At 68.3% G+C, this 26,999-nt stretch carries 28 protein-coding genes; 18 read left to right on the top strand and 10 right to left on the bottom strand.

Going from position 1 to position 26,999, the window contains the following annotated elements; all coding sequences use genetic code 11:
- The first annotated feature begins 77 nt into the window (after positions 1-77).
- From J2853_RS31730 to J2853_RS31685, 10 genes are all read left to right on the top strand, one after another.
- On the top strand, positions 78-2,585 hold the full coding sequence (locus J2853_RS31730) for an NADH-quinone oxidoreductase subunit G (protein ID WP_307564384.1): 2,508 nt from the start codon (positions 78-80) through the stop codon (positions 2,583-2,585).
- The gene (gene nuoH, locus J2853_RS31725; RefSeq protein ID WP_307564383.1) at positions 2,585-3,934 is read left to right on the top strand and encodes an NADH-quinone oxidoreductase subunit NuoH; all 1,350 of its coding nucleotides are present in this window, start codon (positions 2,585-2,587) and stop codon (positions 3,932-3,934) included. Before J2853_RS31730 ends, nuoH begins: the two co-directional genes overlap by 1 nt.
- Positions 3,921-4,436: an NADH-quinone oxidoreductase subunit NuoI gene (nuoI, locus tag J2853_RS31720; RefSeq protein WP_307564382.1), complete on the top strand. Its 516-nt coding sequence runs from the start codon at positions 3,921-3,923 to the stop codon at positions 4,434-4,436. Before nuoH ends, nuoI begins: the two co-directional genes overlap by 14 nt.
- A complete protein-coding gene (locus J2853_RS31715) occupies positions 4,429-5,223 on the top strand; it encodes an NADH-quinone oxidoreductase subunit J (protein ID WP_307564381.1) in 795 nt (264 codons plus the stop codon). Before nuoI ends, J2853_RS31715 begins: the two co-directional genes overlap by 8 nt.
- Positions 5,220-5,516 carry an NADH-quinone oxidoreductase subunit NuoK gene (nuoK, locus tag J2853_RS31710; protein WP_307564380.1) on the top strand — a complete coding sequence of 99 codons (297 nt, stop codon included), beginning with the start codon at positions 5,220-5,222 and terminating at the stop codon, positions 5,514-5,516. The genes J2853_RS31715 and nuoK overlap by 4 nt, the downstream gene beginning before the upstream one ends.
- Before the next feature lie 70 nt (positions 5,517-5,586).
- Positions 5,587-7,428 carry an NADH-quinone oxidoreductase subunit L gene (gene nuoL, locus J2853_RS31705; protein ID WP_307568894.1) on the top strand — a complete coding sequence of 614 codons (1,842 nt, stop codon included), beginning with the start codon at positions 5,587-5,589 and terminating at the stop codon, positions 7,426-7,428.
- The gene (locus J2853_RS31700; RefSeq protein WP_307564379.1) at positions 7,428-8,957 is read left to right on the top strand and encodes an NADH-quinone oxidoreductase subunit M; all 1,530 of its coding nucleotides are present in this window, start codon (positions 7,428-7,430) and stop codon (positions 8,955-8,957) included. Before nuoL ends, J2853_RS31700 begins: the two co-directional genes overlap by 1 nt.
- Complete coding sequence (nuoN, locus tag J2853_RS31695) at positions 8,954-10,507, top strand: NADH-quinone oxidoreductase subunit NuoN (RefSeq protein ID WP_307564378.1); 1,554 nt, start codon at positions 8,954-8,956, stop codon at positions 10,505-10,507. The genes J2853_RS31700 and nuoN overlap by 4 nt, the downstream gene beginning before the upstream one ends.
- Before the next feature lie 16 nt (positions 10,508-10,523).
- Entirely contained in the window at positions 10,524-11,519 is a 996-nt protein-coding gene (locus tag J2853_RS31690) for a polyprenyl synthetase family protein (protein WP_307564377.1), read from the top strand.
- Positions 11,520-11,818: 299 nt separating this feature from the next.
- Positions 11,819-12,217 carry a MarR family winged helix-turn-helix transcriptional regulator gene (locus tag J2853_RS31685; RefSeq protein WP_307564376.1) on the top strand — a complete coding sequence of 133 codons (399 nt, stop codon included), beginning with the start codon at positions 11,819-11,821 and terminating at the stop codon, positions 12,215-12,217.
- Positions 12,218-12,404: 187 nt separating this feature from the next.
- Here J2853_RS31685 and rarD read toward each other — a convergent pair whose 3' ends face one another.
- Positions 12,405-13,313, bottom strand: a complete 909-nt coding sequence (gene rarD, locus J2853_RS31680) for an EamA family transporter RarD (RefSeq protein WP_307564374.1) — start codon at positions 13,311-13,313, stop codon at positions 12,405-12,407.
- A gap of 601 nt (positions 13,314-13,914) precedes the next feature.
- On the opposite strand from rarD, the gene J2853_RS31675 reads away from it, so the two are divergent.
- The gene (locus J2853_RS31675; protein WP_307564373.1) at positions 13,915-14,145 is read left to right on the top strand and encodes a hypothetical protein; all 231 of its coding nucleotides are present in this window, start codon (positions 13,915-13,917) and stop codon (positions 14,143-14,145) included.
- A complete protein-coding gene (locus tag J2853_RS31670; RefSeq protein ID WP_307564372.1) occupies positions 14,142-14,564 on the top strand; it encodes a type II toxin-antitoxin system VapC family toxin in 423 nt (140 codons plus the stop codon). Before J2853_RS31675 ends, J2853_RS31670 begins: the two co-directional genes overlap by 4 nt.
- A 389-nt stretch (positions 14,565-14,953) precedes the next feature.
- Here J2853_RS31670 and J2853_RS31660 read toward each other — a convergent pair whose 3' ends face one another.
- Complete coding sequence (locus J2853_RS31660) at positions 14,954-15,949, bottom strand: GlxA family transcriptional regulator (RefSeq protein ID WP_307564371.1); 996 nt, start codon at positions 15,947-15,949, stop codon at positions 14,954-14,956.
- A 125-nt stretch (positions 15,950-16,074) separates the two neighbouring features.
- Between J2853_RS31660 and J2853_RS31655 the strand changes: the two genes are divergently transcribed.
- Both J2853_RS31655 and J2853_RS31650 read left to right on the top strand, forming a co-directional pair.
- Positions 16,075-16,959, top strand: a complete 885-nt coding sequence (locus J2853_RS31655) for an NAD(P)-dependent oxidoreductase (protein ID WP_307564370.1) — start codon at positions 16,075-16,077, stop codon at positions 16,957-16,959.
- On the top strand, positions 16,956-17,594 hold the full coding sequence (locus tag J2853_RS31650; RefSeq protein WP_307564369.1) for a maleylpyruvate isomerase N-terminal domain-containing protein: 639 nt from the start codon (positions 16,956-16,958) through the stop codon (positions 17,592-17,594). Before J2853_RS31655 ends, J2853_RS31650 begins: the two co-directional genes overlap by 4 nt.
- A 274-nt stretch (positions 17,595-17,868) precedes the next feature.
- Here the strand turns inward: J2853_RS31650 and J2853_RS31645 are convergent, their stop codons facing one another.
- The 6 genes from J2853_RS31645 to J2853_RS31620 form a co-directional block, all read right to left on the bottom strand.
- Positions 17,869-18,285, bottom strand: coding sequence for a glutaredoxin domain-containing protein (locus J2853_RS31645; protein ID WP_307564368.1), 417 nt, complete (start codon positions 18,283-18,285; stop codon positions 17,869-17,871).
- Positions 18,286-18,500: 215 nt separating this feature from the next.
- On the bottom strand, positions 18,501-19,124 hold the full coding sequence (locus J2853_RS31640) for a DJ-1/PfpI family protein (RefSeq protein WP_307564367.1): 624 nt from the start codon (positions 19,122-19,124) through the stop codon (positions 18,501-18,503).
- 1 nt (position 19,125) lies between these two features.
- A complete protein-coding gene (locus tag J2853_RS31635; protein WP_307564366.1) occupies positions 19,126-20,094 on the bottom strand; it encodes a GlxA family transcriptional regulator in 969 nt (322 codons plus the stop codon).
- Positions 20,095-20,260: 166 nt separating this feature from the next.
- Complete coding sequence (locus tag J2853_RS31630) at positions 20,261-21,001, bottom strand: hypothetical protein (protein WP_307564365.1); 741 nt, start codon at positions 20,999-21,001, stop codon at positions 20,261-20,263.
- Positions 20,998-21,375, bottom strand: a complete 378-nt coding sequence (locus tag J2853_RS31625) for a PadR family transcriptional regulator (RefSeq protein WP_307564364.1) — start codon at positions 21,373-21,375, stop codon at positions 20,998-21,000. The genes J2853_RS31630 and J2853_RS31625 overlap by 4 nt, the downstream gene beginning before the upstream one ends.
- Positions 21,376-21,389: 14 nt before the next feature.
- On the bottom strand, positions 21,390-22,112 hold the full coding sequence (locus J2853_RS31620; protein WP_307564362.1) for a CPBP family intramembrane glutamic endopeptidase: 723 nt from the start codon (positions 22,110-22,112) through the stop codon (positions 21,390-21,392).
- Positions 22,113-22,566: 454 nt separating this feature from the next.
- Between J2853_RS31620 and J2853_RS31615 the strand changes: the two genes are divergently transcribed.
- Positions 22,567-23,631, top strand: coding sequence for a DUF3800 domain-containing protein (locus tag J2853_RS31615; protein ID WP_307564360.1), 1,065 nt, complete (start codon positions 22,567-22,569; stop codon positions 23,629-23,631).
- Between the two features lie 29 nt (positions 23,632-23,660).
- Here J2853_RS31615 and J2853_RS31610 read toward each other — a convergent pair whose 3' ends face one another.
- Positions 23,661-24,266, bottom strand: coding sequence for a TIGR03086 family metal-binding protein (locus tag J2853_RS31610; RefSeq protein WP_307564358.1), 606 nt, complete (start codon positions 24,264-24,266; stop codon positions 23,661-23,663).
- Between the two features lie 79 nt (positions 24,267-24,345).
- Between J2853_RS31610 and J2853_RS31605 the strand changes: the two genes are divergently transcribed.
- Positions 24,346-24,621, top strand: a complete 276-nt coding sequence (locus J2853_RS31605) for a hypothetical protein (RefSeq protein WP_307564357.1) — start codon at positions 24,346-24,348, stop codon at positions 24,619-24,621.
- Here the strand turns inward: J2853_RS31605 and J2853_RS31600 are convergent.
- Positions 24,540-25,379, bottom strand: a complete 840-nt coding sequence (locus J2853_RS31600) for a helix-turn-helix transcriptional regulator (RefSeq protein WP_307564355.1) — start codon at positions 25,377-25,379, stop codon at positions 24,540-24,542. The two genes, J2853_RS31605 and J2853_RS31600, sit on opposite strands and share 82 nt — an antisense overlap.
- A 102-nt stretch (positions 25,380-25,481) precedes the next feature.
- On the opposite strand from J2853_RS31600, the gene J2853_RS31595 reads away from it, so the two are divergent.
- Positions 25,482-26,189, top strand: a complete 708-nt coding sequence (locus J2853_RS31595) for an SDR family NAD(P)-dependent oxidoreductase (protein WP_307564352.1) — start codon at positions 25,482-25,484, stop codon at positions 26,187-26,189.
- 298 nt (positions 26,190-26,487) lie between these two features.
- A complete protein-coding gene (locus tag J2853_RS31590) occupies positions 26,488-26,925 on the top strand; it encodes a MarR family winged helix-turn-helix transcriptional regulator (RefSeq protein WP_307564350.1) in 438 nt (145 codons plus the stop codon).
- Positions 26,926-26,999: the final 74 nt, after the last annotated feature.

Below are 26,999 nucleotides of genomic sequence, written 5' to 3'. Positions count from 1 at the left end.
GGGGCCATGACCGAGCGCGGCGAGGGAACCAAGCGACACAGCACTGTTTCGGTCACGGGGCCGACGAAGGAGGCGCCATGACCGTCCAAGCGACGACCCCGGCCCAGACGCCGGTAGACCTGGTCACCCTCACCATCGACGGCTTCCAGGTGAGCGTCCCGAAGGGCACGCTCATCATCCGGGCCGCCGAACTGCTGGGCATCCAGATCCCCCGGTTCTGCGACCACCCGCTGCTGGAGCCGGCGGCCAACTGCCGCCAGTGCCTGGTGGACATCCCCGACGCCGGCAACGGCCGCGGATTCCCCAAGCCGCAGCCCTCCTGCGCGATCGAGGTCGCCCCGGGCATGGTCGTGCAGACCCAGCTCACCTCCCCGGTCGCCGAGAAGGCGCAGCGCGGTGTCATGGAGATGCTGCTCCTGAACCACCCGCTCGACTGCCCCGTCTGCGACAAGGGCGGCGAGTGCCCGCTGCAGAACCAGGCCATGTCCAACGGCCAGGGCGAGAGCCGGTTCGAGGAGAAGAAGCGCACCTTCGACAAGCCGGTCGCGCTCTCCTCCGAGGTGCTGCTGGACCGCGAGCGCTGCGTCCAGTGCGCCCGCTGCATCCGCTTCTCCGATGAGATCGCCGGTGACCCGCTCATCGACTTCTTCGAGCGCGGGGCCAAGGAGCAGGTCGCCACGGCCAACGGTGAGCCGTTCGAGTCCTACTTCTCGGGCAACACCATCCAGATCTGCCCGGTGGGCGCGCTGACCGGTGCCGCCTACCGGTTCCAGGCCCGCCCGTTCGACCTGGTCTCCACGCCCAGCGCGTGCGAGCACTGCGCCAGCGGCTGCTCGCTCCGCACCGACCACCGCCGGGGCAAGGTCACCCGCCGTCTGGCCGGGGACGACCCGGAGGTCAACGAGGAGTGGAACTGCGACAAGGGTCGCTGGGCCTTCACCTACACGACCCAGCCCGACCGGCTCAAGACCCCCCTCGTCCGTGACGAGGAGGGGCGTCTGGTTCCGGCCTCCTGGCCCGAGGCGTTCGCCGCCGCGGCCAAGGGACTCGCCGCGGCTCGCGGCCGCGCGGGCGTGCTCGTCGGCGGTCGCCTCACCGTCGAGGAGGCGTACGGCTACGCCAAGTTCGCCCGGATCGCGCTCGGCACCAACGACGTCGACTTCCGGTCCCGGCCCCACTCCGCGGAAGAGGCGCAGTTCCTCGCGCACGCCGTCGCGGGCAAGGGCATCGAGGTCCGCTACTCGGACCTGGAGAAGGCCCCGGCCGTGCTCCTGGTGGGCTTCGAGCCCGACGAGGAGTCGCCGATCGTCTTCCTGCGCCTGCGCAAGGCGTGGCGGAAGAAGGGCCTGAAGGTCTTCTCGGTCGCGCCGTTCGCCACGCCAGGCCTGGCCAAGATGGGCGGCACGCTGATCCAGGCGGCGCCGGGCTCCGAGACCGCGGTCCTGGACGACCTGGCGGCCGTGGACGCGCTGGCCGTCGAGGCGATCAGGCAGCCGGGCGCGGTCATCCTCGCCGGTGAGCGGCTCGCCACCGTGCCGGGCGCGCTCTCGGCGCTTCTGCGGCTCGCCTCCTCCAGCGGCGCACGCCTGGCCTGGATCCCGCGTCGCGCCGGTGAGCGCGGCGCCATCGAGGCCGGAGCGCTGCCGAACCTGCTGCCGATCGGCCGTCCGGTCGGCGACGAGGCCGCCCGCGCCGAGGTGGCCAGGGTCTGGAACGTCTCCTCGCTTCCCGAGGCCGAGGGCCGCGACACCACCGCCATGCTGGCGGCGGCGCTGGACGGGGAGCTCGACGCCCTCGTCATCGCCGGTGTCGACCCCTACGACCTGGCGGCTCCGCAGGCCGCACTGCTGGCCATGGAGAACACCCCGTTCATCGTGAGCCTGGAGCAGCGCGCCAGCGCGGTCACCGACCGCGCCGACGTGGTGCTGCCGGTCGCGGCGGTGGCCGAGAAGTCCGGCACGTTCGTCGACTGGGAGGGGCGCGGGCGCACCTTCGAGGAGGCGCTGCCCGTCCCCGGCGTCATGAGCGACCTGCGGGTCATCGCCGCGATCGCCGACCACATGGACGTGCACCTCGGTCTCCCCGACCCGGAGGCCGCCCGCCGCGAGCTCGCCTCGATCGGCGCCTGGCGCGGTGCCAGAGTCGCCGCCCCCGGCGTCGGCGGCCAGACGGCCGCCGCCCCGCAGGCGGGGGAGGCCGTTCTGGCCACCTGGCACCAGCTGCTCGACGACGGCCGCATGCAGGCCGGCGAGCCGTACCTGGCGGGCACCGCCCGCCCTGCCGAGGCGCTGGTCTCCGCGGCCACCGCGGCCGAGTCGGGTGTCGTCGACGGCGACAAGATCACCGTCACCACCGAGCGGGGCTCGCTGAGCCTGCCGGTGCGGATCGCCGACCTGCCCGACCGGGTGGTGTGGCTGCCGTCGAACTCCGCCGGCCGTTCGGTGACCCGTGACCTGCATGCCACGGCCGGTGTCATCGTCAAGATCGGGACGGCCTACGGGAGCGAGCCCGGCGCGGCGAGCACCGTGCTTCCCGAGCGCGCCTCCGGCACGACTGCCGCCGGCGAAGCGAACGAGGAGCGGTAATGAATGCCCGGACTCTCCTAGCGGCCGATCCGACCCTTGCCGACTTCGGTAAGGATCCCATCTGGATCAGCATCATCAAGGCCGTCGTCATCTTCATCGTCCTGATGCTGGGCGTGCTGTTCGGCGTGTGGTTCGAGCGCAAGCTCATCTCCCGCATGCAGAACCGCTACGGCCCCAACCGGGCCGGCAAGTTCGGTCTGCTCCAGTCGGTGGCCGACGGTCTCAAGATGGGTCTCAAGGAAGACCTGATGCCGCGGACCGTGGACAAGGTGATCTACTTCATCGCCCCCGTCGTCCTCGCGGTCCCCGCCTTCCTGGCCTTCTCCGTCATCCCGATGGGCCCGATGGTCTCGATGTTCGGGGTCGAGACGCCGCTGCAGCTCACCGACCTTCCGGTCGCGGTGCTGCTGGTGCTGGCGATGGCCTCGATCAGCGTGTACGGCATCGTGCTCGCCGGCTGGGGATCGCGCTCCCCGTACTCGATGCTCGGCGGTCTGCGGGCCAGCGCCCAGGTGGTCTCCTACGAGATCGCGATGGGCCTGTCGTTCGTGGGCGTGTTCCTGTTCGCGGGGACGCTCTCCACTTCGGAGATCGTCAGCGCGCAGGCGTCGGGCGGGGTCCTCAGCCTGGGCGGCCTCGACATCCCGATGCCCTCCTGGTACATGGTCCTGCTGATCCCGTCGTTCCTGATCTACGTCATCACGATGCTGGGCGAGACCAACCGGGTCCCCTTCGACCTGCCCGAAGGTGAGGGCGAGCTGGTCGGCGGCTTCCAGACCGAGTACTCCAACTCGCTGAAGTTCGCGGTCATCATGCTCGCCGAGTACGTCAACGTCTTCGTCGTCTCGGCAGTGTCGATCACCCTGTTCATGGGCGGGTGGCGGGCTCCGTGGCCGATCTCCATCTGGGACGGCGCGAACACCGGCTGGTGGCCGCTGCTCTGGTTCTTCCTCAAGATGGTGCTGGTCTTCTCCTTCTTCGTCTGGTGTCGTGCCTCGCTGCCGCGAGTGCGCTACGACCAGCTGATGGCCCTCGGCTGGAAGATCCTCATCCCGATCAACCTCGGGTGGATCGTGCTGGTCGCCACCGTCAGGGCCCTGCAGCTCCCGGAGATGAACAGGTCGCTCGTGCTGATCCTGGCCGCGCTCGTCCTGCTGGTCATCCTCGGAGTCTGGTGGCGCTTCGACAGCGTCCTGCAGAAGCGCAAGGAGAACAGGGCCGAACTGGTCGAGGCCGAGTTCGAGCGGCTCGACGCCGAGCCAACCGCAGGTGGCTTCCCTGTGCCGCCGCTCGACCTGCCGCACTACCACGGGGTAGAGCGCAAGGAGGTTCCCAGTGGGACTAACTGATTGGCTGAACCCCGTCAAGGGGTTCGGCGTGACCTTCCACACCATGTTCAAGAAGGTCGAAACGGTCAACTTCCCCGAGGAGAAGCGGCCCACGGCTCCGCGTTTCCACGGCCGGCACCAGCTCAACCGCTGGCCCGACGGCCTGGAGAAGTGCATCGGCTGTGAGCTCTGCGCCTGGGCCTGTCCGGCCGACGCGATCTTCGTGGAGGGTGCGGACAACACGGACGAGGAGCGGTTCTCACCGGGCGAGCGCTACGGGCGCACCTACCAGATCAACTATCTGCGGTGCATCCTGTGCGGCCTCTGCATCGAGGCCTGCCCGACTCGCGCGCTGACCATGACGAACGAGTACGAGCTCGCCGACACGAGCCGTGAGAGCCTCATCTACACCAAGGAGATGCTGCTGTCACCGCTCGGCCCCGGGATGGAGATCCCGCCGCACCCCATGCGTCTCGGCGAGACCGAAGAGGACTACTACCGGCTGGGACGGAACAATGGGTGAGACCATCACGTTCTGGGTGCTCGCGGTCGTCTCGGTGGCCGCCGCCTTCGGACTCGTCTTCAGCCGCAAGGCCGTCTACTCGGCCCTGATGCTCGGCGTGGTCATGCTGTCCCTCGCCGTGCTCTACGCGATCCAGGACGCTCCCTTCCTCGCCGCGGTGCAGATCATCGTCTACACCGGCGCGGTCATGATGCTCTTCCTGTTCGTGCTGATGCTCATCGGCGTGGACTCGGCGGACTCCCTGGTCGAGACGATCAAGGGTCAGCGTTTCTGGGCGGCCATCGCGGGCCTGGGCTTCGCCGCCCTGCTCGCGCTGGGGGTCGGCAACGTGACCTTCGCCGCGCCCGTGGGCATGGAGGCCGCCGTCAAGGAGGCGGGCGGCAACGTGCCCTCGCTGGCCCAGCTGATCTTCACCAGATATGTCTTCGCCTTCGAGGTCACCTCGGCACTGCTGATCACCGCCGCGCTCGGCGCGATGGTGCTGGCCCACCGCGAGCGGGTGCGCCCCAAGGCCACCCAGCGCGACCTGGCCCGCGCCCGGTTCATCGGCCCGCAACCGTCCCCGCTGCCGGGGCCCGGCACCTACGCCCTGCACAACGCGATCGACATGCCGGCCCTGCTGCCCGACGGCACGGTGTCGCCCAAGTCGATCAACCGAGTGCTCGCCCGGCACGAGACGGAGGACGGCGTCAGACCGACCGACCCGGAGAAGGCCGCGCTCATCAAGCAGGTCATTGAGAAGGACATTGTCGTGAAGGAAGCGCCCGAGCAGGAGGACGACAGGTGACCACTCACTACCTGGTGCTCTCCGCACTGCTGTTCGCGATCGGCGCCATCGGCGTGCTGGTGCGGCGTAACGCGATCGTCGTGTTCATGTCCGTGGAGCTCATGCTCAATGCCTGCAACCTGGCGTTCGTCACCTTCGCGAGGCAGCACGGCAATCTGGACGGTCAGATCATCGCGTTCTTCGTGATGGTGGTGGCCGCGGCCGAGGTCGTGATCGGCCTTGCCATCATCGTGATGATCTTCCGAACCCGCAGGTCCGCGTCGGTGGACGACGCCAACCTGCTGAAGTACTAAGAGGTGGCCGGTGCAATCTCCTGTTGAGATCATTCCGCACTCCGGTGGAGTGGTCGGGGTCTCCTGGCTGATGATCGTGCTTCCACTGCTGGGTGCCGCGATCCTCCTGCTGGGCGGCCGCCGTACCGACCGCTGGGGCCACTTCCTCGGCGTCGTCATGGCCCTGGCCTCCTTCGCGGTGGCCGTCGCCGCCTTCGTCGAGCTGCTGGGCCTGCCCGAGGACCAGCGCCGCATGGGGGTCGCGCTCTACCAGTTCATCCCCGGCATGGCCGACATGGGGCTGCTGATCGACCCGCTGTCGATCAGCTTCGCCCTGCTGATCACGGGTGTGGGATCGCTGATCCACATCTACTCGATCGGCTACATGTCGCACGACCCCGACCGGCGCCGGTTCTTCGCCTACCTGAACCTGTTCGTCGCGGCGATGCTCCTGCTGGTGCTGGCCGACAACTACGTCGCCCTGTTCATCGGCTGGGAGGGCGTGGGTCTCGCCTCCTACCTGCTGATCGGGTTCTGGCAGCACAAGCCCACGGCGGCGGCCGCGGCCAAGAAGGCCTTCATCGTCAACCGGGTCGGCGACTTCGGCCTGCTGATCGCGATCTTCACGGTCTGGACGACGTTCGGCTCGGTCGCCTTCGGCAAGGTCTTCCCGCTCGCGGGTGAGGCCTCCAACGGCACGATGACCGCGATCGGCCTGCTGCTGCTCCTCGGAGCCTGCGGCAAGTCGGCGCAGCTCCCGCTGCAGTCCTGGCTGCTGGACGCGATGGAGGGCCCGACCCCGGTCTCGGCCCTCATCCACGCCGCGACCATGGTCACCGCGGGTGTCTACCTGATCGTCCGATCCGGCGCCTTCTTCGAGGTCGCTCCCACCGCGCAGCTGGTCGTCACCATCGTCGGCGTCGCGACGCTGCTCGCCGGTGCGATCATCGGTTGCGCCAAGGACGACATCAAGAAGGGCCTCGCGGGCTCCACGATGTCGCAGATCGGCTACATGATGCTCGCCGCGGGCATCGGCCCGGCGGGCTACGCCTTCGCCATCGCGCACCTGATCACGCACGGCTTCTTCAAGGCCAACATGTTCCTCGGCGCCGGCTCGGTCATGCACGGCATGAACGACGAGGTCGACATGCGCAAGTATGGAGGACTGTTCCCGGTGATGAAGATCACCGCGGTCACCTTCATCATCGGCTATCTGGCGATCATCGGCTTCCCGCTGCTGTCCGGTTACTTCACCAAGGACGGCATCATCGAGACGGCCATCGAGCACAACGAGATCCTCGGCTGGCTGGCCGTGCTGGGCGCGGGCCTCACCGGCTTCTACATGTCGCGGATGGTCTTCATGACCTTCTTCGGCAAGAAGCGCTGGGCCGACGACGCACACCCGCACGAGTCGCCCGCCGTCATGACCGTGCCGCTGATCCTGCTCTCCATCGGCTCGATCTTCCTGGGCGCCTTCCTGATCCTGGACAACCGGTTCATGAGGTTCATCGGCCCGGCTGTCGGCCTGCCCGAGCACCTGCCCGAGTTCCACCCCTTCAGCACGGCCGGCCTCGCCACGCTCGCGCTGGTCGCCGTCGGCGCCGTGTTCGCCTGGTTCCGGTACGGCGCGGCGGAGGTGCCCCAGGTCGCCCCGCGTGGGTCGTTCCTCACCACGTTCGCCCGTCGTGACCTGTACGGCGACGCCCTGAACGAGACGCTGTTCATGCGCCCCGGCCAGTGGCTGACCCGGCTCGCGGTCTTCTTCGACAACCGCGGCGTCGACGGGCTGGTCAACGGCCTGGCCGCGACGATCGGCGGGACGTCCGGACGGCTGCGTCGCATCCAGACCGGCTACGTACGGTCCTACGCGTTGTCCATCCTCTTCGGTGCCGCCGTGGTCGTTGGCGCGCTGCTCTACGTAGGGAACATGTGATGCCCTGGCTCTCGACCCTGATGGCCGTGCCCGTTCTGGGCGCGGTGGGTGTCTCCCTTGTCAAGAGTGACAAGCTCGCCAAGCAACTGGCCCTCGCGGTCTCGCTGGTCGTCCTCGTACTGACCGGCGCGCTCGCGGCCCAGTTCAGCCCCAACTCGGAGACGCGCTTCCAGTTCGCCGAGGTCTACGACTGGATTCCCCGTTTCGGCGTGCACTACGGCGTCGGCGTGGACGGCATCGCGCTGGTGCTGATCGCGCTGTCGGCGGTGCTCGTGCCGATCGTGATCCTCGCCTCCTGGCACGACGCCGACGGCACCGGGGCCAACGCCCCGCCCAAGCGGTCGGTGAAGACCTACTTCGCGCTGCTGCTGGTGCTGGAAGCGATGATGATCGGCGTCTTCGCGGCGACCGACGTCTTCCTCTTCTACGTGTTCTTCGAAGCCATGCTGATCCCGATGTACTTCATGATCGGGTCGTACGGCGGCGCCCAGCGGTCCTACGCGGCCGTGAAGTTCCTGCTGTACTCGCTCTTCGGCGGGCTGCTCATGCTGGTCGCGGTGATCGCGCTCTACGTGATCGCCGACAAGGGCACCTTCATGTTCCCCGAGCTCATCGGGGCCATCCAGGACCCGACCACGCAGAAGTGGCTGTTCGCCGGCTTCTTCATCGCGTTCGCGGTCAAGGCGCCGCTCTGGCCGTTCCACACCTGGCTGCCCGACGCCGCCGCGCAGGCTCCGGCCGGCGCCGCGGTGCTGCTGGTCGGCGTGCTGGACAAGGTCGGCACCTACGGCATGCTCCGCTTCTGCCTGGAGCTGTTCCCGGACGCGTCGAAGTTCTTCACCCCGCTGGTGATCGTGCTCTCCGTCGTCGGCATCGTCTACGGCGCGATCGTGGCCATCGGCCAGACCGACATCAAGCGCCTCATCGCCTACACCTCGATCTCGCACTTCGGCTTCATCGCGATGGGTGTCTTCGCGATGACCGCGAACGCGGGTGCGGGCGCCACCCTCTACATGGTCAACCACGGCTTCTCGACCGGCGCGCTGTTCCTGATCGCCGGATTCCTGATCTACCGCCGGGGTTCCAGCCAGATCGCCGACTACGGGGGGGTCCAGAAGGTCGCCCCGGTGCTCGCCGGCACCTTCCTGATCGCGGGCCTGTCCAGCCTGTCCCTGCCGGGCCTGTCCTCGTTCGTCAGCGAGTTCATGGTCCTGATCGGCACCTACGAGACCCACCCGATTCCGGCGATCATCGCCACCACCGGCGTGGTCCTGGCCGCGGTCTACGTTCTGTGGATGTACCAGCGCATGATGACCGGCCCCACGGCCGAGTCCGTCAAGGTCTTCCCCGACCTGGACATCCGGGAGAAGTGGGTTGTGGCTCCGCTGATCGCGGTCATCATCGCCGTCGGCTTCTTCCCCAAGCCACTGCTCGACGTGATCAACCCCGCGGTGGGCAAGACACTGTCCACCGTTCAGGTTGGCCAGTTCACACCCGCCGTCGCTGACAAGAAGGGGGCCGGGCAGTGAACGGCACCACCATTCAGGCGCCGACGATCGAATACGCGCTGCTCTCTCCGATGCTGCTCGTGTTCGGCGCGGCGATCATAGGCGTGCTGGTCGAGGCGTTCGCGCCCCGCTACCTGCGCAAGTCGATCCACGTACCGCTCACGCTGCTCGCCCTGGCCGGCGCGTTCGTCACGACCATCCTGACGGCCCTGAACGGCCTGCCGACCACCGCCGCCGCCATGGGCGCGGTCGCGGTCGACGGTCCCTCGCTGTTCATCTGGGGCGTCATCCTCATCCTGGCGTTGATCAGCACGCTGCTGATCAACGACGAGGACCAGTTCGTCGCGCAGGCGGCGGCCGTACCGGGAAGCAGGGACGAGGAGGAGGCGGTCCGCAGCGGATACGCCCAGACCGAGGTCTACCCGCTGGTCCTCTTCTCGGTCGGGGGCATGCTGCTCTTCGCCGCGTCGAACGACCTGCTGGTCATGTTCGTGGCCCTTGAGGTCATGTCCCTGCCGCTGTACCTGCTCTGCGGCCTGGCCCGCCGTCGCCGCCTGCTCTCGCAGGAGGCCTCGGTCAAGTACTTCCTGCTCGGCGCGTTCTCCTCGGCCTTCTTCCTGTACGGAATGGCCCTGGTGTACGGCTACGCCGGGTCGGTGGACCTGAAGGCCATCAGTTCGGCGCTCAGTTCGGTCAGCGGCCAGGAGCCGCTGCTGCTGATCGGCACCGCGATGCTCGGCGTCGGTCTGCTGTTCAAGATCGGTGCCGCGCCCTTCCAGGCGTGGAAGCCCGACGTCTACCAGGGCGCGCCCACCGCGGTCACCGCCCTGATGGCCTCCACCGTGCTGGTGGCGGCCTTCGGCGCCGTGCTCCGCGTCTTCTGGGTCGCCCTGGGCGGCTACAGCTGGAACTGGCAGCCGCTCATGTGGGGCGTCGCGATCCTGACGATGATCGTCGGTGCGATCCTGGCCATCACCCAGACCGACATCAAGCGCATGCTCGCCTACTCCTCGATCGCGCACGGGGGCTTCCTGCTCACCGGCGTGATCGCGATCGGCACCGTCGAGCAGAACCAGCAGGCCCTGTCGGGCATCCTGTTCTACCTGGCCGCGTACGGGTTCACCACGGTCGGCGCCTTCGCGGTGGTCACCATGGTCCGCGACGCGGGCGGCGAGGCCGGGCACCTGTCGCGGTGGGCCGGTCTCGGCAAGCGTTCGCCCCTTCTGGCGGGAATCTTCGCTTTCTTCCTGCTGGCCTTCGCGGGCATCCCGCTGACGAGCGGCTTCTTCGCGAAGTACGCCGTGTTCGCGGCGGCGATCTCCGGTGGCGCGTTGCCGCTGGTCATCGTGGGTGCCGTGAGTTCGGCGATCGCGGCGTTCTTCTACGTCCGGGTGATCGTGCTGATGTTCTTCAGCGAACCGGCCGCCGACGGGCCGACCATCGCGGCGCCTACCGTGGGGACCTCGGCTGTGGTCGCCCTCGCGGCAGCGGCTACGGTAGTGCTCGGGGTCTTCCCCCAGCCGGTGCTGGATCTGGCGGACCACGCTGCGTCCGCGTTGTTCATTCGTTAGAGGAGTGCTGGGAACCATGGCTGCGCCACCCGTTGTTGATCTGCCGTTCGTCGACGAACGGTTGGCGCAGGACCTCGCCTCCGGACTGGCCGAGGTCGAAAGGTTGCTCCGATCCTCGGTGGAGAGCGAGGACGCCTTCGTCACGGAGGCGTCCAAGCATCTCATCGAGGCGGGGGGCAAGCGGTTCCGGGCGATGCTCATGCTGCTCGCCGCCCAGTTCGGCGTTCCGGACGCCCCGGGCGTCGTGCCCGGGGCCGTGGTGATCGAGCTGACCCATCTGGCGACGCTCTATCACGACGACGTGATGGACGAGGCCCCGTTGCGCCGGGGCTCTCCGTCGGCGAACGCCCGCTGGGACAACACCGTGGCGATCCTGACCGGTGACTATCTGTTCGCCCAGGCCTCGGAGATCCTCGCCGATCTCGGCGCCGACGTCATCAGGATCCAGGCCCAGACGTTCTCCCGCCTGGTCCGCGGTCAGATCCGCGAGACCGTGGGTCCCCGCCCCGGCGAGGACCACGTGGCCCACTACATCGAGGTTCTGGCCGACAAGACCGGCTCCCTGATCGCCACCTCCGGCCGGTTCGGCGGCATGCTCAGCGGCGCCTCGTCCGAGGTGGTCGAGCGTCTGACCGGAGCCTGCGAGGCCATCGGGGTCGCCTGGCAGCTCGGCGACGACCTGCTGGACGTCGCCTCGGACTCGATCGAATCCGGCAAGACACCCGGCACCGACCTGCGCGAGGGCATCCGTACCCTGCCCGTGCTCTACGTCCTCGCCTCCGACGAGCCCGAGGGCGCCCGCCTGCGTGAGCTGCTGGCCGGCCCGGTGGCGGAGGAGGACATCGAGGAGACGCTCGGCCTGCTGCGCGCCGACCCCGCGATGGTCCGCGCCCGCGCCGAGTTGGTCGCCTGGGTCGACCGGGCCCGTGAGGCACTCGGGGGTCTTCCCGACATTCCGGCCCGCGCCGCCTATCTGGCTCTGTGCGACTACGTCATCGAGCGCTCCGGCTGAGGTCGGCCCTCGCGCCCTCCGGCCCCGTCAGGGCCCTCTCAGGCGCCGTCCGGCCGCCTGTCGCGAGTCCGCCCCGGCGGCCGTGGTCCCACGACCCTCCGGGGCGCCACCGTGATCTTGATTTCCCCGTCGGGCCCGGGTCCGGCGGGAAGATCCGCATAGGGGCGCCGGCGGGGTGGGGCTCGTACCGGTCTTCACGCATGACCGGATCTTCGTGGGCATATGTGTTTGCAGATGCATGCAAATGCTGCATGTACATGTAGAATCCTGCCACGTTGAAGATCGCAAGGAGACTCACGATGACCTGGGACCGTTTCGCCCTCTTGTACGCACGGGTGGAGGCCGATCTGGCCAAGGCGCTGCAGCGCGGGCACGGGCTCGGGCTGTCCGAATACCGAGCTCTGGTCCAGCTCTCCGACGCCTCGGACGGCGAGTTGCGGATGCAGGAGCTGGCCGAGGCCGTCGGATTGAACCAGAGCTCGGTGACCCGGCTGGTCGCCCGCCTGGAGGAGGCCGGAATGACCAGGCGTGACCTGTGTTCGGCCGACCGCCGGGGCGTCTACTCGGTGATCACCGACGAGGGACGGGTCCGCCTGGCCGAGGCCACGCCCACCTACGAGCGCTCCCTGGCCGCGGCACTGGAGCAGGCACACGCCGACCCGGCGCTGTCGCGACTGGTGACGGCGGTGCGGAGCTGAGCGACGAAGCCCGCGGTGATCGCCGCGCCGTTCCCCGGCCGGGTGGCGGGCGCGGCGATGCCTACGGCGACCTGTGGGTGATCCGGCTCGACGCCGACGGCCGCTGCCTCGAATTCGCCGAATGGTGGATGGAGCACCCCGCCTCGTCGGCCGGGTGAGCGGCGGCCTGTGAGACTTCCGGCCCCTCTCAGGCGGCCACGGGCTCCAGCGCCGTACGGCGGGCCTGACGGGCGGCGCGGAGGCTGTCCCAGGTGAAGATCGACAGGGCCAGCCAGACGATGGCGAACCCGATCCAGCGGCTGGGCGGCATGATCTCGTGCGCGACGAACACGCCGACGACGAACTGCAGGACCGGGGCGATGTACTGGAGCAGACCCATCAGGGTGAGCGGCACCCGGATCGCGGCGGAGGTGAAGCAGAGCAGCGGAACGGCGGTGACCACGCCCGCCCCGACCAGGAGCATCGCGTGCACCGCGCCCGCGCTCGCGAAGGTGGCCGTCCCCTGAAACTCCAGATAGACCAGGTAGCCGAGCGCCGGCAGCAGCAGCACCAGCGTCTCGATGGTCATGCTCTCCGCGGCGCCGACCCGCGCGACCTTCTTGACGAGTCCGTAGGTGCCGAAGCTGGCCGCCAGCACCAGCGCGATCCACGGCAGCCGCCCGTAGTCGAGGGTGAGGATGACGACGGCCAGGGCGCCCAGCCCGACCGCGCCCCACTGCCACGGCCGCAGGCGCTCCTTGAGGAGGAGGACGCCGAACAGGACGCTGACCAGCGGGTTGATGAAGTATCCGAGCGCACTCTCGATCACATGGCCGGCGTTGACGGCGTAGATGTAGACGCCCCAGTTCGTCGTGATGAGCATCGCGGCGAGGGTCAGGAGGCCGAGCTTCCTGGGGGTGCGCAGGAGCTCGCCGATCCAGGACCAGTGGCGCCGGACCGCCAGGATGACCACGACGGCCACAAGGGACCACACCATGCGGTGGGCGAGGATCTCCAGGGCGCCGGAGGGCTTCAGGAGCGGCCAGTACAGCGGGAACAGGCCCCATATGCTGTAGGCGGCGATGCCGTACAGGACTCCACGGCGCGTTTCAGGCATGTCGCATATTTTTGCTCCTTACGGTATTTAACACAAGTTAGTAGTCCTTTTAGGATCGTTAAGGAACACTTACGAGAAAACGCACGCGTCGCGGACCGTGGTTTCCGTAGGGGAATGAGGCTCGACCGCTCGATCCATCAATGGATGAACCTCCCGGCTAGTTGCCGCTTCGAGTAGTGAACTGGTCGCATGAGTGCCCCTGAGAGGGAGTTCGCCCCGGGGGACGGTCCGGCGGCCACGGTGAGTGTGTCCTTGCGTGCGGGGAACATCGCTTCGGGCCCGGGGCCCGTCCCGTCACCCCCTTCGCCCCCCGCCGCCGACCCACGAACGACCCAGGCCGTCCTCAGGCTCAGCCGGCAGTCGGCCCCGCTCCGCCTGCCGGTGTGATCGCATGAAGTGAACCGCTACCACCGGCGGTATCTCTACAAAAAACCTCGGTGGCTACCGTGGAATTGGTGGCACCAGCGTCAAGTTAAGTGACCCAATGCAAACGAGTCCATGAAATCGGTCTCTTCCGGAACGTGTGGGACTTCGATTCGCCGTTTCGGCGCAGGAGTCGGCAGAACCGGTGCTTGCAGACCAGCTGGCGTAGACTTCGGCTATGACCGCTGCTCATGAAGAGTACGAGGACATGCATCGGCTAGTCGATCGGCTGACGCCGGACCAGCTTCATGAGGTGCGTGTGCACACTCTGCGTCTCGTCCACTCCGATGAGGGTGAGCCGGGCCAGGAGTGGCCGCCTTCCTGGTTCGGTTCTGTCACCACCGAACAGGACGACATCGCTGAACGCACTGAGGCGATCTTGCGCGAGGAGTATGGTCGCGAAGTGTGATCGTCGTTGACACCGGCCCCATCGTCGCCGCTGCCATCCGAAATGACCGCAAGCACGATGTATGCGTTGAGGTGTTCAACCAGTTCCGTAGGGAACGACGCGAACTTCTCGTTCCCAGTTTCGTGGCCGGCGAAGTTTCCTACATGCTGGGCAAGATCGGCGGCGCCAAGGTGGAGGCCGGATTCCTGCGTTCGCTGAGATCTGGAGTCTTTCACCTGGTTGATCTCATTGATGATGATCTCGCTCGTATCGCGGACTTGGTGGAGCGCTACGCAGACCTTCCATTGGGATCGGCTGATGCTTCGGTTGTCGCCGTCGCGGAGCGCTTTCGAATCCCCGAGGTGTTCACCGTGGACAACAGAGATTTTTCTGTGGTGCGGCCTGCGCATGTCGCCGCGTTTACGCTGGTGCCTGGTTGATCCCTTGGAGTTGACCCGGCTTGGTGGACACCTGATTTCTGGGGAACCCCGGTTCCCGGAAGAAAGAGTTCACTGTGCCGAACAACTATCCGCCGGAGTTTCGCCGGCAGATGGTCGAGCTGGTGCGCGCGGGGCGGTCGCCGGAAGAGCTCGCCAAGGAGTTCCAGCCCTCCGCCCAATCGATCCGTGTTCGGGTATGCCAGGCCGACGAGGACCTGACGGCCGACGGCCTGCTGGGCCGACTCGCCTTCGTGACCGACGACTGCGACGTCACCTTCGAGCACATCGAGGCCGCGGGCGCTGAAGTGATGCAAGAACCCATCAACCAGCCCGACGGCGTCCGCGACCGTGCCTTCCTCGACCCGTCCGGCACCCGTGCGATCAGCCGTTCATCGCACGGGGAAGGCCCGCCGGTAGTCGCCCGGAGACACTCCCAGTTGCTTGAGGAAGTGGTGGCGGAGGTTGTTGGCCGTGCCGAGCCCGCTCAGCTCCCCGACCTTCGCGATCGGCAGGCCCGTCGATTCGAGCAGACTCCGGGCACGTGCCAGGCGCTGGTTGAGCAACCACTGCAGCGGTGTCATCCCGGTGGTCGCTCGCAGCCGCCGGTAGAAGGTCCGGGGGCTCATCACTCCTCGTCGCGCCAGCTCCTCGACCGTGAGGGGCTGATCCAGGTTCGCGCGGGCCCATTCCAGGACGGGACCCAGGCTCTCGTCATCGGTCGCCGGCACGGACATGTCGATGAACTGCGCCTGACCACCGGGCCGATGGGCGGGCACCACCATGCGGCGGGCCAGCTGGTTGGCGACGTGCGCACCGAGGTCGCGACGCACCAGGTGGAGGCAGAGATCGAGCCCCGCGGTCAGCCCGGCGCTGGTGAGTACGTCGCCGTCGTCCACGTAAAGCACCGAGTCGTCGACCTGCACCTTCGGATAACGCTCGGCCAGCTGGGCGGTGTGCATCCAGTGGGCGGTGGCGCGGCGTCCGTCGAGCAGCCCCGCTTCGGCGAGGGCGAAGGCGCCGGTGCACAGGGAGACGATCCGGGCGCCGGCGGCATGGGCACGGCGAAGGGCCGCCACCAGCTCGGGCGGCAGCGGCGTGCCCTCCTCGACACAGGAGTCGGGAACCGAGGGCACGATGACCGTGTCCGCGCCGACGAGGCCGTCGAGCCCGTAGTCGGTCCTCACCGTCAGCCTTGCTCCGGAGAGGCCGCTTCGGTCGTCCGGCGGCCGCTCGCCCGTCCCGCACAGCCGCAGGTCGTACCAGGGATCGGCGAGATCAGGCTGCGGCTTGCCGAAGACGGTGCAAGGAATGCTCAGCTCGTACAGGTCCCAGGAGGGCACTTCGATGTCGTCGGTCACGACCACGGCGACGGAACCGGCACTCATGACCCGCAGCCTATGGCAGGAATTTGGTGACACCCGTCATCCCCGTCACTGTCGCGGGCCGCGGCCCGTTGAGAACGTGGTCTCCGCGTGATCGACCGCCATGGGCGGACAGACAAGGAGATGTAATGACATTTGACCATCCGGCCGTGACCGTCATCGGGCTGGGTTCGATGGGCTCGGCGCTGGCCACCGCACTGCTGGACCGCGGTCACCCGACCACCGTGTGGAACCGTACGGCGCACAGGGCCGAGGCGCTGGCCGCTCGGGGAGCCCGTCCCGCAGCCGACCCCGGGGAGGCGGTCACGGCGAGTCCGCTCATCGTCGCGTGCGTGCTGGACTACGAGGCGCTGCACGGCGTCCTGGAGCCCGTCGGCGGCTCCCTCGAAGGCAGGACCTTGGTCAACCTCACCTCCGGCTCCCCGGAGCAGGCCCGGGAGACCGCCGCGTGGGCCCGCTCGTTCGGCGCCGGCTATCTCGACGGCGCCGTCATGACGACTCCCCCGGGTGTCGGCAGACCGGAGATGATGTTCCTCTACAGCGGTTCACCCGAAGTCTTCGACGTCCACCGCCCCACCCTGGCCGCGTTGGGCGACCCCCTGCACCTGGGCGCCGACCCGGGCCTGGCGTCCCTCTACGACGCCGCGCTGCTCGGCCTGATGTGGTCCGCCCTGACCGGTTGGCTGCACGGCACGGCACTGGTCGGAGCGGAGAAGACGGAAGCCACGGCCTTCACCCCCTTCGCGGTCCGCTGGCTGACCACCGTGGCCGGTTTCATGACCGCGTACGCGCCTCAGGTGGACGCCGGCCTCTATCCAGGTGACGACGCCACCGTCGACGTGCAGATCGCCGCCGTCGACCACCTCGTCCACGCCGCGGCGGCGCGGGGCGTCGACAACGCGTTGCCCGAGCTGTTGAAGCACATCATGGAGCGGGCCAGGGCGGCGGGTCACGGTTCCGACAGCTACGCGAGCGTGATCGAGGTCATGCGGAACCCGGGGGGCGGCCGATGAGCGCGGTGCCGGAGACCGTCCTGCCCTCCCCGCCTGGCCCCGTGTCTCCCGCCACCGCCGTGTCATGGCCGGGCCTGGTGTCGGCCGTCGCCGGCGAGTGCCTGGCCGTTCTCCTCCAGGGAGCCGATCAGGACTGGTCACGCCGGGCCGGCGGTCTCGACTGGACCTGCCGCCAGACCCTCGACCACCTGGCTCTCGGGCTGATCGGCTACACCGGTCTGCTCATCGCCCGCCCCCGTGACCGTTACATCACCCTCTTCGCCTCCCTCGACCCCCATGCCTCCGTTCCCGCATGCTTGGAGGGGCTCGGCATCGCCGCGTCCATGCTCAGCGCCACGGTCCGGGACACGGCCGCGGACGTGCGGGCATGGCATCCCTGGGGTCACTCCGACGCTGCGGGCTTCGCCGCGATGGGCGTCGTCGAACTGGCCGTTCACACCTACGACATCACCCGCACTCTCGGCCTGCCCTGGACACCGCCCGGTGAGCCCAGCACCGCCGCCCTCGCCCGCCTCTTCCCGGACGCCCCACCGGGGCATGGTCCGTCCGCCACTCTGCTGTGGTGTACGGGCCGCATCTCGCTCCCCGGGATGCCCCGGCGTACGGAGTGGCAGTGGTACGGCGGCACCGCATAGGGTCGCGCCGATCTCCACCGCGGTCCCGCACACCGCGGCGCAAGGGTGCTCCATGGCGCCGCGGTCTCGGCGGCACCGACGTCAAGCTGGGTGAACCGTCCGGGTGTCCTGCCCGACGGGCCTGACGAACCCGGAGCGGTAAGCGCGGCGGTTCTCCATCGTTGTGGACGGTGAACGTCCTGCGGACGCGGCCATGACGATCCGGTGGCATCGGCCCGTCGCGGGGGTCTTCGTCATCACGACCACCATCCGGGACCGGCGGTCGTCCGCCTGGTCATCCACGGTCCGTCGGCTCCCCTGCCGTGGGCAGTAGGTGCGGGGCATGTGTTTCGACCGCTTCCAGCAGTCGACGCTTCGACGGGTTCACCATCGCCTTCCCGGCCACGGTCACGGTCGGTACGGTCTCGTTCCCGTCCGCGACCGAGCGGACGAACGCCGCCGCCTCATCGTCTCGCCGGATGTTCACCTCGATGTACCGCAACCGGGTGAAGCGCAGACGCATGCGCAACCGCATGCAGTACTTGCATCCGGGCCGCCAGTACACGACCACGCCTTCGCGGTCCGTGTCCGTGATCGACGTTCTGGCCCGGCTCCTGCTGGGCAGGTTCGCAATGATCATCCACGCCGCGTAGAGGACGAGGAAGGAGATCGCGACCGTGTGGAGCCCGCTGGAGATCGCAGAAGGGGTCATGCGGGAGAAAATATCCTAATTCCGACTTTTAGGTCGCTGGTCGTGAGGGGGCTCCCCACGTGTTTCGGCGGCGGTCCGCGGTCTCCGCGGTCGACCTCCCGGGCCCCCGCTCGTGCTCGGCCGGTCCCGGGGCGTTCCGCCGGCCGCTCACACCGCGTTCGGGCGCGAGGCGCGGGACGTCGCGGTCGACGACGCGAGCCGTTCAGGGGTGGGTGTCAGGCCCCTCTCAGAAAGGCGCGCACCAGCTCGGTGATCTCCGCGGGCGCGGTCTCCGGCGTTCCGGCGTCGAACGGCGGCTGCGGCGCGTATTCCAGCCCGAGCTGGATCGCCCTGGCCATGTCCTCGCCCGCCAGCAAGGACGCGAGGTAGAGCGCCATGTCGACACCGGCCAGCACGCCACCCGAAGTGATGATCTTTCCGTCCTTGACAAAACGCTCATGGACCGGCTGGGCGCCGAACTCCGCGAGCAGGTCGTAGGCCACCCAGTGGGTGGCCGCTCTGACTCCTTCCAGGAGACCTGCCGCGCCGAGCGTGAGCGAGCCCACGCATACCGAGGTGGTCCAGGTGGTGGTGGAGTGTGCCGTCTTCACATAGTCGATCAACTCCGGGTCGGCCATGCTCCGCTTCACGTCCTTGGTGCCCGGCACCACCAGGACGTCGGGCGCGGGCAGGTCGGCGAAGGAGGCGGTGGCGGTCAGGGTGACCTCCCCGTCGGCGACGACGCCCGGCCGCTCGGCCACGAAGGTGACCGTCGCGCCGGGGATGTTGCGGAGCACGAAGTACGGGCCCAGGGCGTCCGCGGCGTCATAGCCCGCGTACAGGGGGATGGCGATGTGCATATCAGCTCTCCTTGGTGTGGAATCGGCGCCGGTACTCTCCCGGCGAGATCGTGAGGTGCCGCCGGAAGACGCGATAGAGGGTTTCCGGTGTTCCGAGCCCGACCCGGACGGCGATCCGGTCGAGCGGCTCGTCGGCGCTCTCCAGCAGCCGCTTGGCCGCCGCCGTCCGCGCGTGCTCCACGTACCGCGCGGGCGGCACACCGACCTCGGTCCTGAACACGCGTGAGAAGTGGCGGACGCTCATGTTCACGCGTCCCGCGAGGACCTCCACCGACAGGTCGTCGTCGAGGTTCTCCTCGATCCAGGTCTGCAGGTCGCGCAGAGGTTCGCGCTTTGGTGTCCGTACGCTCAGCGGCGTGCTGAACTGGCTCTGTCCGCCCGGTCGCTGCAGGTATACGACCAGCCAGCGAGAGATGTCCCTGGCCAGCTCGTGCCCGTGGTCGTGGGCGACGAGGGCGAGGGCGAGATCGATTCCCGAGGTGACTCCCGCCGAGGTCCACACGTTGCCGTCGCGCACGTAGATGCGGTCGGCGTCCACTCGTACGTCGGGATACTCGCGGGCGAGCATGTTCCCCACCGCCCAGTGGGTGGTGACCTTTCGCCCCTTCAGCAGGCCCGCCTCGGCCAGCAGCAACGTGCCCGAGCAGATGGATCCGACACGGGCCGACTCCCCGGCGAGCCGGCGGACCTCCGGGGTCAGTGCCGCGGTGTCGGCGATATCCATGTGGGTGGGGAGACCACCGACGACCAGCAGCGTGTCGATCGGCCCTTTCACTTCCCGCAGCGGCGTCTCGACGACCACCGTGACGCCGGACGAGGAGCGCACGGCTCCCTCGCGGAGAGCCGTGGTCTCCACCTGGTAGCCGGCGGCCGGACTCAGCAGCCCGGCGGAGGAGAAGACATCGGCAGGGCCCGCGAGATCGAGCAGCTGGAAGCCGTCGAAAAGCACCATGACCACGCGTTGTGACATGCCACCATGGTCGAACCTTCGACGTTATGGCCGCAAGGACACATACCTTGCAGATTCGGCCATGAGGATTGTCCATCGCACGGTTCGAATGGGCGTGAGCCGTCAAATGGAGGAGAAGACCGAGGGATCTCTCGTCGATGCGCCCCGGCCCGGAGAACCGCCGGGCTCAGCGCCTCTTGTCGCGCCGGGCAGCCGACCAGACCACGATCACCACGCCCAGCGTGCCCACGGCCGCCCCGACGAGCAGGCCCAGGACGGTGCCCCGGCCGTCGCTCGGCTCTTCGATCCGCAGCAGCGCCGTCACCACCGCCAGGATCAGCACGATGACGAGGGCGTAGAACCAGGGACTGAGGAAGATGCCGCGACCGGGAGCCTGCGGCGGGGCGGTCAGCTCCGCGGCGGGCCCCAGGCTGGCGGCTTTGGGGCGCTTGAAGTATTCGAAGCGCATCCACCTGCCGCACGGCTCCCAGCCATCGGGGGCGAGCCGGTCGAGCACGCTCTCGCGGCGGCCGGGCGCGATCAGCTCTCTGCGGTACTCCCACTGCTGCGGGTGCTCGGGGTCGCGGACGCTGATGAACAGGCCCTTCACGTCGACCCTGTCGACCTCCCAGCCCTGCGCGCCGTACTCGTTGAGCATCTTGACGTCCTGGAACAGGTCGGCGGTCCAGTGCCAGGTGTGGGCGTTCGCGGCGGGTTCGGCGGGCGGGGCCGAGGCGACGGTCAGCTCCCTGGCCAGTTCGGACGCCGGGCCGAACTCCTCCTCGGGGTCGTCGCCGCTTTCGGCGAGGTATCCGGCGAGCTCGTCCAGCGTGGCGCCGACCCGGTCCGCCGGCATGCCCGCCTCGGACAGAAGCACGGCGAGTTCGCCGAAGTAGGTGTCGGCGGTCTCCACGGAATCGCCGCTCATCGGAGCTCCTCGTCGTCTGGGCCGGAGGGATGATGAGGCTTGACGCCGCTCTTGAGCAGTGCGGTGCGCACCGACTCGTCGAAGGTCAGCCAGAGCCCGCCCTGCTCGGCGAGTGTCTGCCTACCGAGGTCGGTGAGCTGGTAGTAGCGGCGGCCGGGCCCGCGCTCGGTCGCCCGGAACTCCGCGGAGACCAGTCCCGCCTCCTCCAGCCGGTTGAGCACCGGGTAGAGGGTGCCGCCCTTGATCTGGCCGAGGCCCGATTCGGCGAGGTCTTTGACGATCTCGTAGCCGTAGTTCTCGCCGGTCGTCAGGCTGGCGAGAACCATAAGGTCGAGCACGCCTTTCAGCCAGCTCGCACGGCGGTCGCTCGTCATGGTGGCGATCCTACCTAGGCTGCCTGCCCGACCGGCTCACGTCGCGGCTGCGGGGTGAGCAGCAGGCCGCGAAGGTCGATCAGGACGTGCAGCAGGATCGGCAGGAGCAGGCTGCCCGTCCTCAGATAGAGCATGGTCAGGCTGAAGCCGATCAGGGTGACCAGGAGCATGCCGTGCCAGCCCTGGTAGAGGTGGCCCGCGACGAACACCACCAGTGCGAGGAAGGCGGCCATTTCCGTGCTCAGACCGAGCGCGCCCGTGCCGACCGCGATGAGCAGTCCTCGGTAGACGATCTCCTCGGTGATGCCGGCGGTCACCGACAGGCCCGCCGCGTACCAGCGTTCGGCAGAGGTGCGCGGCAACAGGTGTGAGATGGTCTGCTGCCCGGGGACGGGCTTGCCCTTGGCCGCCAGCCGCGAGATGACGAACGTGCCGACCGCGGCGGCGCACAGGAAGCCGACGACCGTCCCGAGGGTGTCACTCAGCGGCTCCTTGATCACCAGGCCGATGTCCGCGGTGTCGAGACTCGGCTCCACCACGACGATGAGAAGCGCCACGGCGGCCAGTGTCCACAACTCGGCGCCCCAGAGCACGTTCGTCCGGCGATAGAGCGTGGGGTCCTGGTCGCGGGAGCGGGCCAGCCTGTCGTAGCTGCGCTTGCCGATCAGGGGGCTGACAAGGGCCAGATATCCGACGAGGACGGCCGTCATGAGAAGCGTCAGGGAGGTGAACGACATCGGGGGTCTCCTTAGGTGCTGTGCTACCTAGAAGGTAAAGCAAGCTAGTTAGGAATGCAATCTAGTTTGCATCTCGGTCTACTGGGCGGGTGGGAGTGATGCCGAGGGGGCGCGGCGGTCAGGCTGGTGGAAGACCCGTGCCGTCGCGGTCGTGGAGTCGCTCGCGGCGGGTCCCGGATCGACGGCCGCCCCAACCAAAAATCCATTATCGGAAATATGAATTCGTTGGTAGAGTTCGGGTGAATTTATCGTAGGGGTTTGCTGTGCGATATGAGGGATTCGGGATTCTCGCCGGGGTGAGGGAAAAGCCGACCGGCCCGGAATTCCTGGCCGTATTGATTCGTGCGCCTTTTCCGGCTCATCGTTCATCGATACGAGTGGGGCGAAATTCGTTGCGGGGGTATCGAGGTGACGCGCTTGTTGGGAGACATCTCGTCCATGAGGGAACCGGGCGGTGACGGGGGACCGTCAGGTTTCCGTGCGATCAGGGTTTTCGTCGGCCGGTCGATTCGTTGAGATCGCCTGCGACGAGTCCGGTTCGGAAGGGGAGAAGCTCATCGGTGGAAACACCGATGTCTTCGCGCACGCCGGAGTTCTGCTCAGTGCCGAATCGGCGGCGGAGTGCGTCCGGGAAATACGGGACAGAATAAGATCTCCGGCGATGGAGTACAAGGCGAACCACCTGCTCCGCGAGAAGCATCGGCCGGTCCTCACCTGGCTGCTCGGGCCGCTGGGGCCGATCCTCGGGAACGCGCACGTTTATCTGACCGACAAGACGTTCTTCGCCGTCGGCAAGATCGTCGACCTGCTCGCCGGGGAGGTCGTTCACGCGACGGGCCTGGCTCCGTACCGGAACCAGGGGTCCGAGGAAATGGCCGTCACCCTGTATCGCGAGGGTCCGCGCATGTTCGGCCGCGAGCGATGGAACGCGTTCCTGGAGTCGTTCAACGACCTGATGCGCGCCAGGACGTCTGTCGACTCGTTCTTTCGCGTGGTCGACGCCATGGGTCTCGACGGCACGCGGGGCCGGGTTGACGAGATCATGGGATTGCTCGGGCGGTCCAGGCCTCACGCCGATTCTTTCCGGGCAGGACTTCTCGACAATCCGAAGACGATTCCGGCGCTGGACCCGCTGATTCCGGCCATTGTCCAGGCCGTCGTTCACTGGGGTGAGGGCGGAAAGCTCGTCTCGATCGTCCACGACGAACACAACGGGTTGACGGAGGAGCGCGTCGCGCAGCTCAGGGAGATGTTCGGCAGGCCGCGGCCCGCCGATCTCCGCCGTTCGCCGAGCGGTCGGCTGGCCGGCCTGAGGCTCGTCGACTCACGCCTGGATCCGCGGGTTCAGGTCGCCGACTTCCTCGCCGGGGTGGCGCGAAAGATCGCCTCGGACGAGCTCAACGATCGAGGCGACGCGGAACTCGTCGCATTGCTGCGACCGTACGTGGACTCGTCCTCGATCTGGGGGGATGACCGAAGCTGGTCTCTGCTGGGACCTCCGCGGAGCCTCCGGCCATGAAGATCGACCCGCCCGCCGGCCAGGGGTTCTCAGCCTCCGGTGGCAGGGGTTCCCCAGGCGGGGGAACGGCCGAGCATGGCGAGGATCCGGTCGAAGCGGGTCGCGTCCTCGGGGACGACCAGGCCCGGCTGGAACGCGGAGCCCGGTCTGCGGCGTCGCTCGTCGTCCGGGATCGCCAGGGCGATCGGCCAGACGGCCTCCACCAGCTCCGGCTCCACGGTGAACCCGACGCCGAGTGACCGGGCGACGTCCCAGCCGTGCACCAGGTAGTCGATGAGGTGGAAACCGATGGCCTGTGACGCGGGGAACGTCGCGCCTTTCCCGAACTCGGGCAGCGCGAACTCGCGATCCGGCACGCCGTCCGCCGCGAACGCCGCCGTCACGCGTTCGGCGGCGACGGCGTAGGCGGAGACGGCGTCGTCACCGAGCGGCTCGACCCGCCACACCGACAGATCGGCTCCCGCTCCCTCCGCCGCGGCGGCGAAGCCGTGATGCTGGACGGTCATGTGGGCGAGCAGGTCGGCCAGTGTCCAGCCGTCGCAGGGCGTCGACCGTCCGAGGTCCTCGATCGCCACCGTGGCGACCAGGTCCACGCTCGCGAGCACCGCACGCCTGTCCAGCTCCCGGACATCCATGAAAGACTCCTTCAATTGATAAGCTTTCGCACATCATATGCTCATGCATATCGTATGTCGATTCGTATGATGTGCTCCTGTGACCGACCGTCCTGACCTGGCCGCGATGATCGTCCCTCTGGGCAGGGCGCTCGTCGACGCGGAGCTGCCCGTGCCGCGCGAGCGTGACCTGTCGATGTGGGCCTGCTCGGTCCTGCTCGCTCTGGACGAGCGGCCGCTCCGGACCCAGGCCGCGCCCGAGGAAGTTTGGACGAGGGAAGGTCGGCGGGGCCGCTATCCGACGAGTGTCTGGGTGCCGATGACCGCGAGCAGCGCGAGCCGTTCGTCGTCCTGGGTGCCGGGCTCGGCCGTGTAGATCATGATGCGCAGGTCGCTGCCCGCGACGCTGAGCACATCGCAATCCAGCGTCAGAGGGCCCACCTGCGGATGCTCGATGGTCTTGCGTGAGGCCCGATGCCGGCCGACGACGCCCGCATCCCACAGCTCGGCGAACCGGTCACTGTTCGTGCGCAACTGTGCGACCAGGCGCCGCAGGTGCCGGTCGGCGGGATACCGGCCGGCGGTCGCGCGCAGGTCGGCGACCAGCGCGGCCTCGAACGCGCGCTGTGCCCGCGGTGTGTGACGGACCCGGCTGCCCGGGCCGAGGAAGTTGCGCCACACGCCGTTGCGTTCGTTGCCACGCCACCCGGACGGATCGCCCATGAGCGCCGCGTACGGCGGGTTGGCCATGAGCAGCGTCCAGGCCGCGTCGTAGACCCCGACGGGAGTGCCGGCCAGTCTGTCCAGCAGTCGCTGAACGCTCGGGGTGATGTACGCGGGCACTGTCTCGGGTCCCGGCGGCACGAGCCCGGCCATCTGGAACAGGTACGCGCGCTCGTCTGCCGACAGCCGCAGCGCCCGGGCCAGGGCCTCGACGACCTGTGCCGACGGGTTGGTCGCCCGGCTCTGTTCGAGGCGGGTGACATAGTCGACGGAGATCCCTGCCAGCAGGGCCAGCTCCTCGCGGCGCAGCCCGGCCGCGCGCCGGTGTCCGCCGGTGGGCAGCCCGGCCGTCTCGGGCGGAACCCGGTCGCGCCAGCGCCGCACCGCCTGCCCGAATTCCGTCGTCGTCATGCCACCAGTGAACACCGTCCACCGGGGACCTGCCTGGTACCGGCAGTCCCAGGAAGAGGGGACGACTGGCTGACCAGGCCGCCGCACCGAAAACCTGGGGGCATGACAACAACACTGATCACTGGAGCGAACAAGGGGCTGGGCTTCGAGACCGCCCGCCGGCTCGGCGCGGCAGGTCACACCGTCTATGTCGGCAGCCGGGACGCCGAGCGCGGGCGCCGGGCCGCCGAGCGGCTGGGCGCGCGGGCGGTCCGGCTCGACGTCACCGACGACGCGTCCGTGGAGGCCGCGGTGAAGGCCATCGAGGCAGATGGAGGGCTGGACGTACTGATCAACAATGCCGGCGTCGAAGAGAGGGGTGACAACAACGCCGTGATCGGCCCTGTGGACGTGACCGCCGACCTGATGCGGCAGACGTTCGAGACGAACGTCTTCGGCACGGTGCGCGTCATCCACGCGTTTCTCCCGCTGCTGCAGCGTTCCGCCGCCCCTGTCGTGGTCAACGTCAGCAGCGGCCTGGCCTCGCTGACCCGGGTCACCACCCCGGGTACCCCGGCGTACGCCTACCCGGGCGTCGCCTACCCGGCGTCGAAGACCGTGGTCAACGTGATCACCGTGCAGTACGCGAAGGCGTTCCCGAACATGAGGATCAACGCGGTGGAACCCGGCTTCACCAAGACCGACCTGAACGGGAACACCGGCATCCAGACCGTTGAGCAGGGCGCCGAGATCATCGTGCGCATGGCGCAGGTGGGCGCTGACGGCCCCACCGGAGGTTACTTCGACGCCGAAGGCCCCCTTCCCTGGTAAGACGCGGCCTGGCGCAGGAGGTCGCGGACGACGGAGGCGGAGCGGTTCCTCGTCTCCTCCTCGGAGATGAGCACGGCGCGCTCGTCCTCGGAGCGGCTGATCCCGGTGGGTCGGTGGCCGTGCGCAGGGCGTCGACCGTTCGAGGTCCTCGATCGCCACCGTGGCGGCCAGGTCCGCGCTCGCGAGTCTTGCACGCCTGTCCGGTTCCCGGACAGGCGTGCAAGACTCTTTCAGTTAATAGACTTATGCATATAATCTACATATGCGTATCGTATGTCGATCCGTATAATGTGCTCCCGTGACCGACCGTCCTGACCTGGCCGCGATGATCGTCCCTCTGAGCAGGGCGCTCGTCGACGCGGAGCTGCCCGTGCTGCGCGAGCATGACCTGTCGATGTGGGCCTACTCGGTCCTGCTCGCTCTGGACGAGCGGCCGCTCCGGACCCAGGCCGCGCTCGCGGAGTCCATCGGCGCGGACAAGACCCGCATCATCGGAGTCCTCGACGATCTCCAGCGGAGAGGTCTCATCGACCGGACCCCCGACCCCGCCGATCGGCGCGCCCGGGTCCTGTCGCTGACCGCCGAGGGGCGCCGCGTGCGGGACTCCGCGCAGACGGGCATCCGGCACAAGGAAGAACGCCTGCTGGCGCGCCTTTCCGTCGAGGACCGGCGTGGTTTCCTACGTGCCCTGCGGGCGCTCGCCGCCCTGCCTCACGAAGAGATCACAAACGCCTGATCATGGAATGTCTTAGTCCGCGAGGGGTAATCACCCGGCGAACCGGATAGCTTTGTTCCGTCGCGTATATGCGC

Origin of the sequence: Streptosporangium lutulentum, from assembly GCF_030811455.1 — a bacterium.
Lineage (GTDB): Bacteria > Actinomycetota > Actinomycetes > Streptosporangiales > Streptosporangiaceae > Streptosporangium > Streptosporangium lutulentum.
This window is presented reverse-complemented; position numbering and strand designations above follow the sequence as displayed.

Coding starts and splice junctions, on each gene's coding strand:
- J2853_RS31730 (WP_307564384.1), top strand. CDS start 78: ATGACCGTCCAAGCGACGACCCCGGCCCAGACGCCGGTAGACCTGGTC.
- nuoH (WP_307564383.1), top strand. CDS start 2,585: ATGAATGCCCGGACTCTCCTAGCGGCCGATCCGACCCTTGCCGACTTC.
- J2853_RS31715 (WP_307564381.1), top strand. CDS start 4,429: ATGGGTGAGACCATCACGTTCTGGGTGCTCGCGGTCGTCTCGGTGGCC.
- nuoL (WP_307568894.1), top strand. CDS start 5,587: ATGATCGTGCTTCCACTGCTGGGTGCCGCGATCCTCCTGCTGGGCGGC.
- J2853_RS31700 (WP_307564379.1), top strand. CDS start 7,428: ATGCCCTGGCTCTCGACCCTGATGGCCGTGCCCGTTCTGGGCGCGGTG.
- J2853_RS31690 (WP_307564377.1), top strand. CDS start 10,524: ATGGCTGCGCCACCCGTTGTTGATCTGCCGTTCGTCGACGAACGGTTG.
- J2853_RS31685 (WP_307564376.1), top strand. CDS start 11,819: ATGACCTGGGACCGTTTCGCCCTCTTGTACGCACGGGTGGAGGCCGAT.
- rarD (WP_307564374.1), bottom strand. CDS start 13,313: ATGCCTGAAACGCGCCGTGGAGTCCTGTACGGCATCGCCGCCTACAGC.
- J2853_RS31675 (WP_307564373.1), top strand. CDS start 13,915: ATGACCGCTGCTCATGAAGAGTACGAGGACATGCATCGGCTAGTCGAT.
- J2853_RS31660 (WP_307564371.1), bottom strand. CDS start 15,949: ATGAGTGCCGGTTCCGTCGCCGTGGTCGTGACCGACGACATCGAAGTG.
- J2853_RS31655 (WP_307564370.1), top strand. CDS start 16,075: ATGACATTTGACCATCCGGCCGTGACCGTCATCGGGCTGGGTTCGATG.
- J2853_RS31650 (WP_307564369.1), top strand. CDS start 16,956: ATGAGCGCGGTGCCGGAGACCGTCCTGCCCTCCCCGCCTGGCCCCGTG.
- J2853_RS31645 (WP_307564368.1), bottom strand. CDS start 18,285: ATGACCCCTTCTGCGATCTCCAGCGGGCTCCACACGGTCGCGATCTCC.
- J2853_RS31640 (WP_307564367.1), bottom strand. CDS start 19,124: ATGCACATCGCCATCCCCCTGTACGCGGGCTATGACGCCGCGGACGCC.
- J2853_RS31635 (WP_307564366.1), bottom strand. CDS start 20,094: ATGTCACAACGCGTGGTCATGGTGCTTTTCGACGGCTTCCAGCTGCTC.
- J2853_RS31630 (WP_307564365.1), bottom strand. CDS start 21,001: ATGAGCGGCGATTCCGTGGAGACCGCCGACACCTACTTCGGCGAACTC.
- J2853_RS31625 (WP_307564364.1), bottom strand. CDS start 21,375: ATGACGAGCGACCGCCGTGCGAGCTGGCTGAAAGGCGTGCTCGACCTT.
- J2853_RS31620 (WP_307564362.1), bottom strand. CDS start 22,112: ATGTCGTTCACCTCCCTGACGCTTCTCATGACGGCCGTCCTCGTCGGA.
- J2853_RS31610 (WP_307564358.1), bottom strand. CDS start 24,266: ATGGATGTCCGGGAGCTGGACAGGCGTGCGGTGCTCGCGAGCGTGGAC.
- J2853_RS31600 (WP_307564355.1), bottom strand. CDS start 25,379: ATGACGACGACGGAATTCGGGCAGGCGGTGCGGCGCTGGCGCGACCGG.
- J2853_RS31595 (WP_307564352.1), top strand. CDS start 25,482: ATGACAACAACACTGATCACTGGAGCGAACAAGGGGCTGGGCTTCGAG.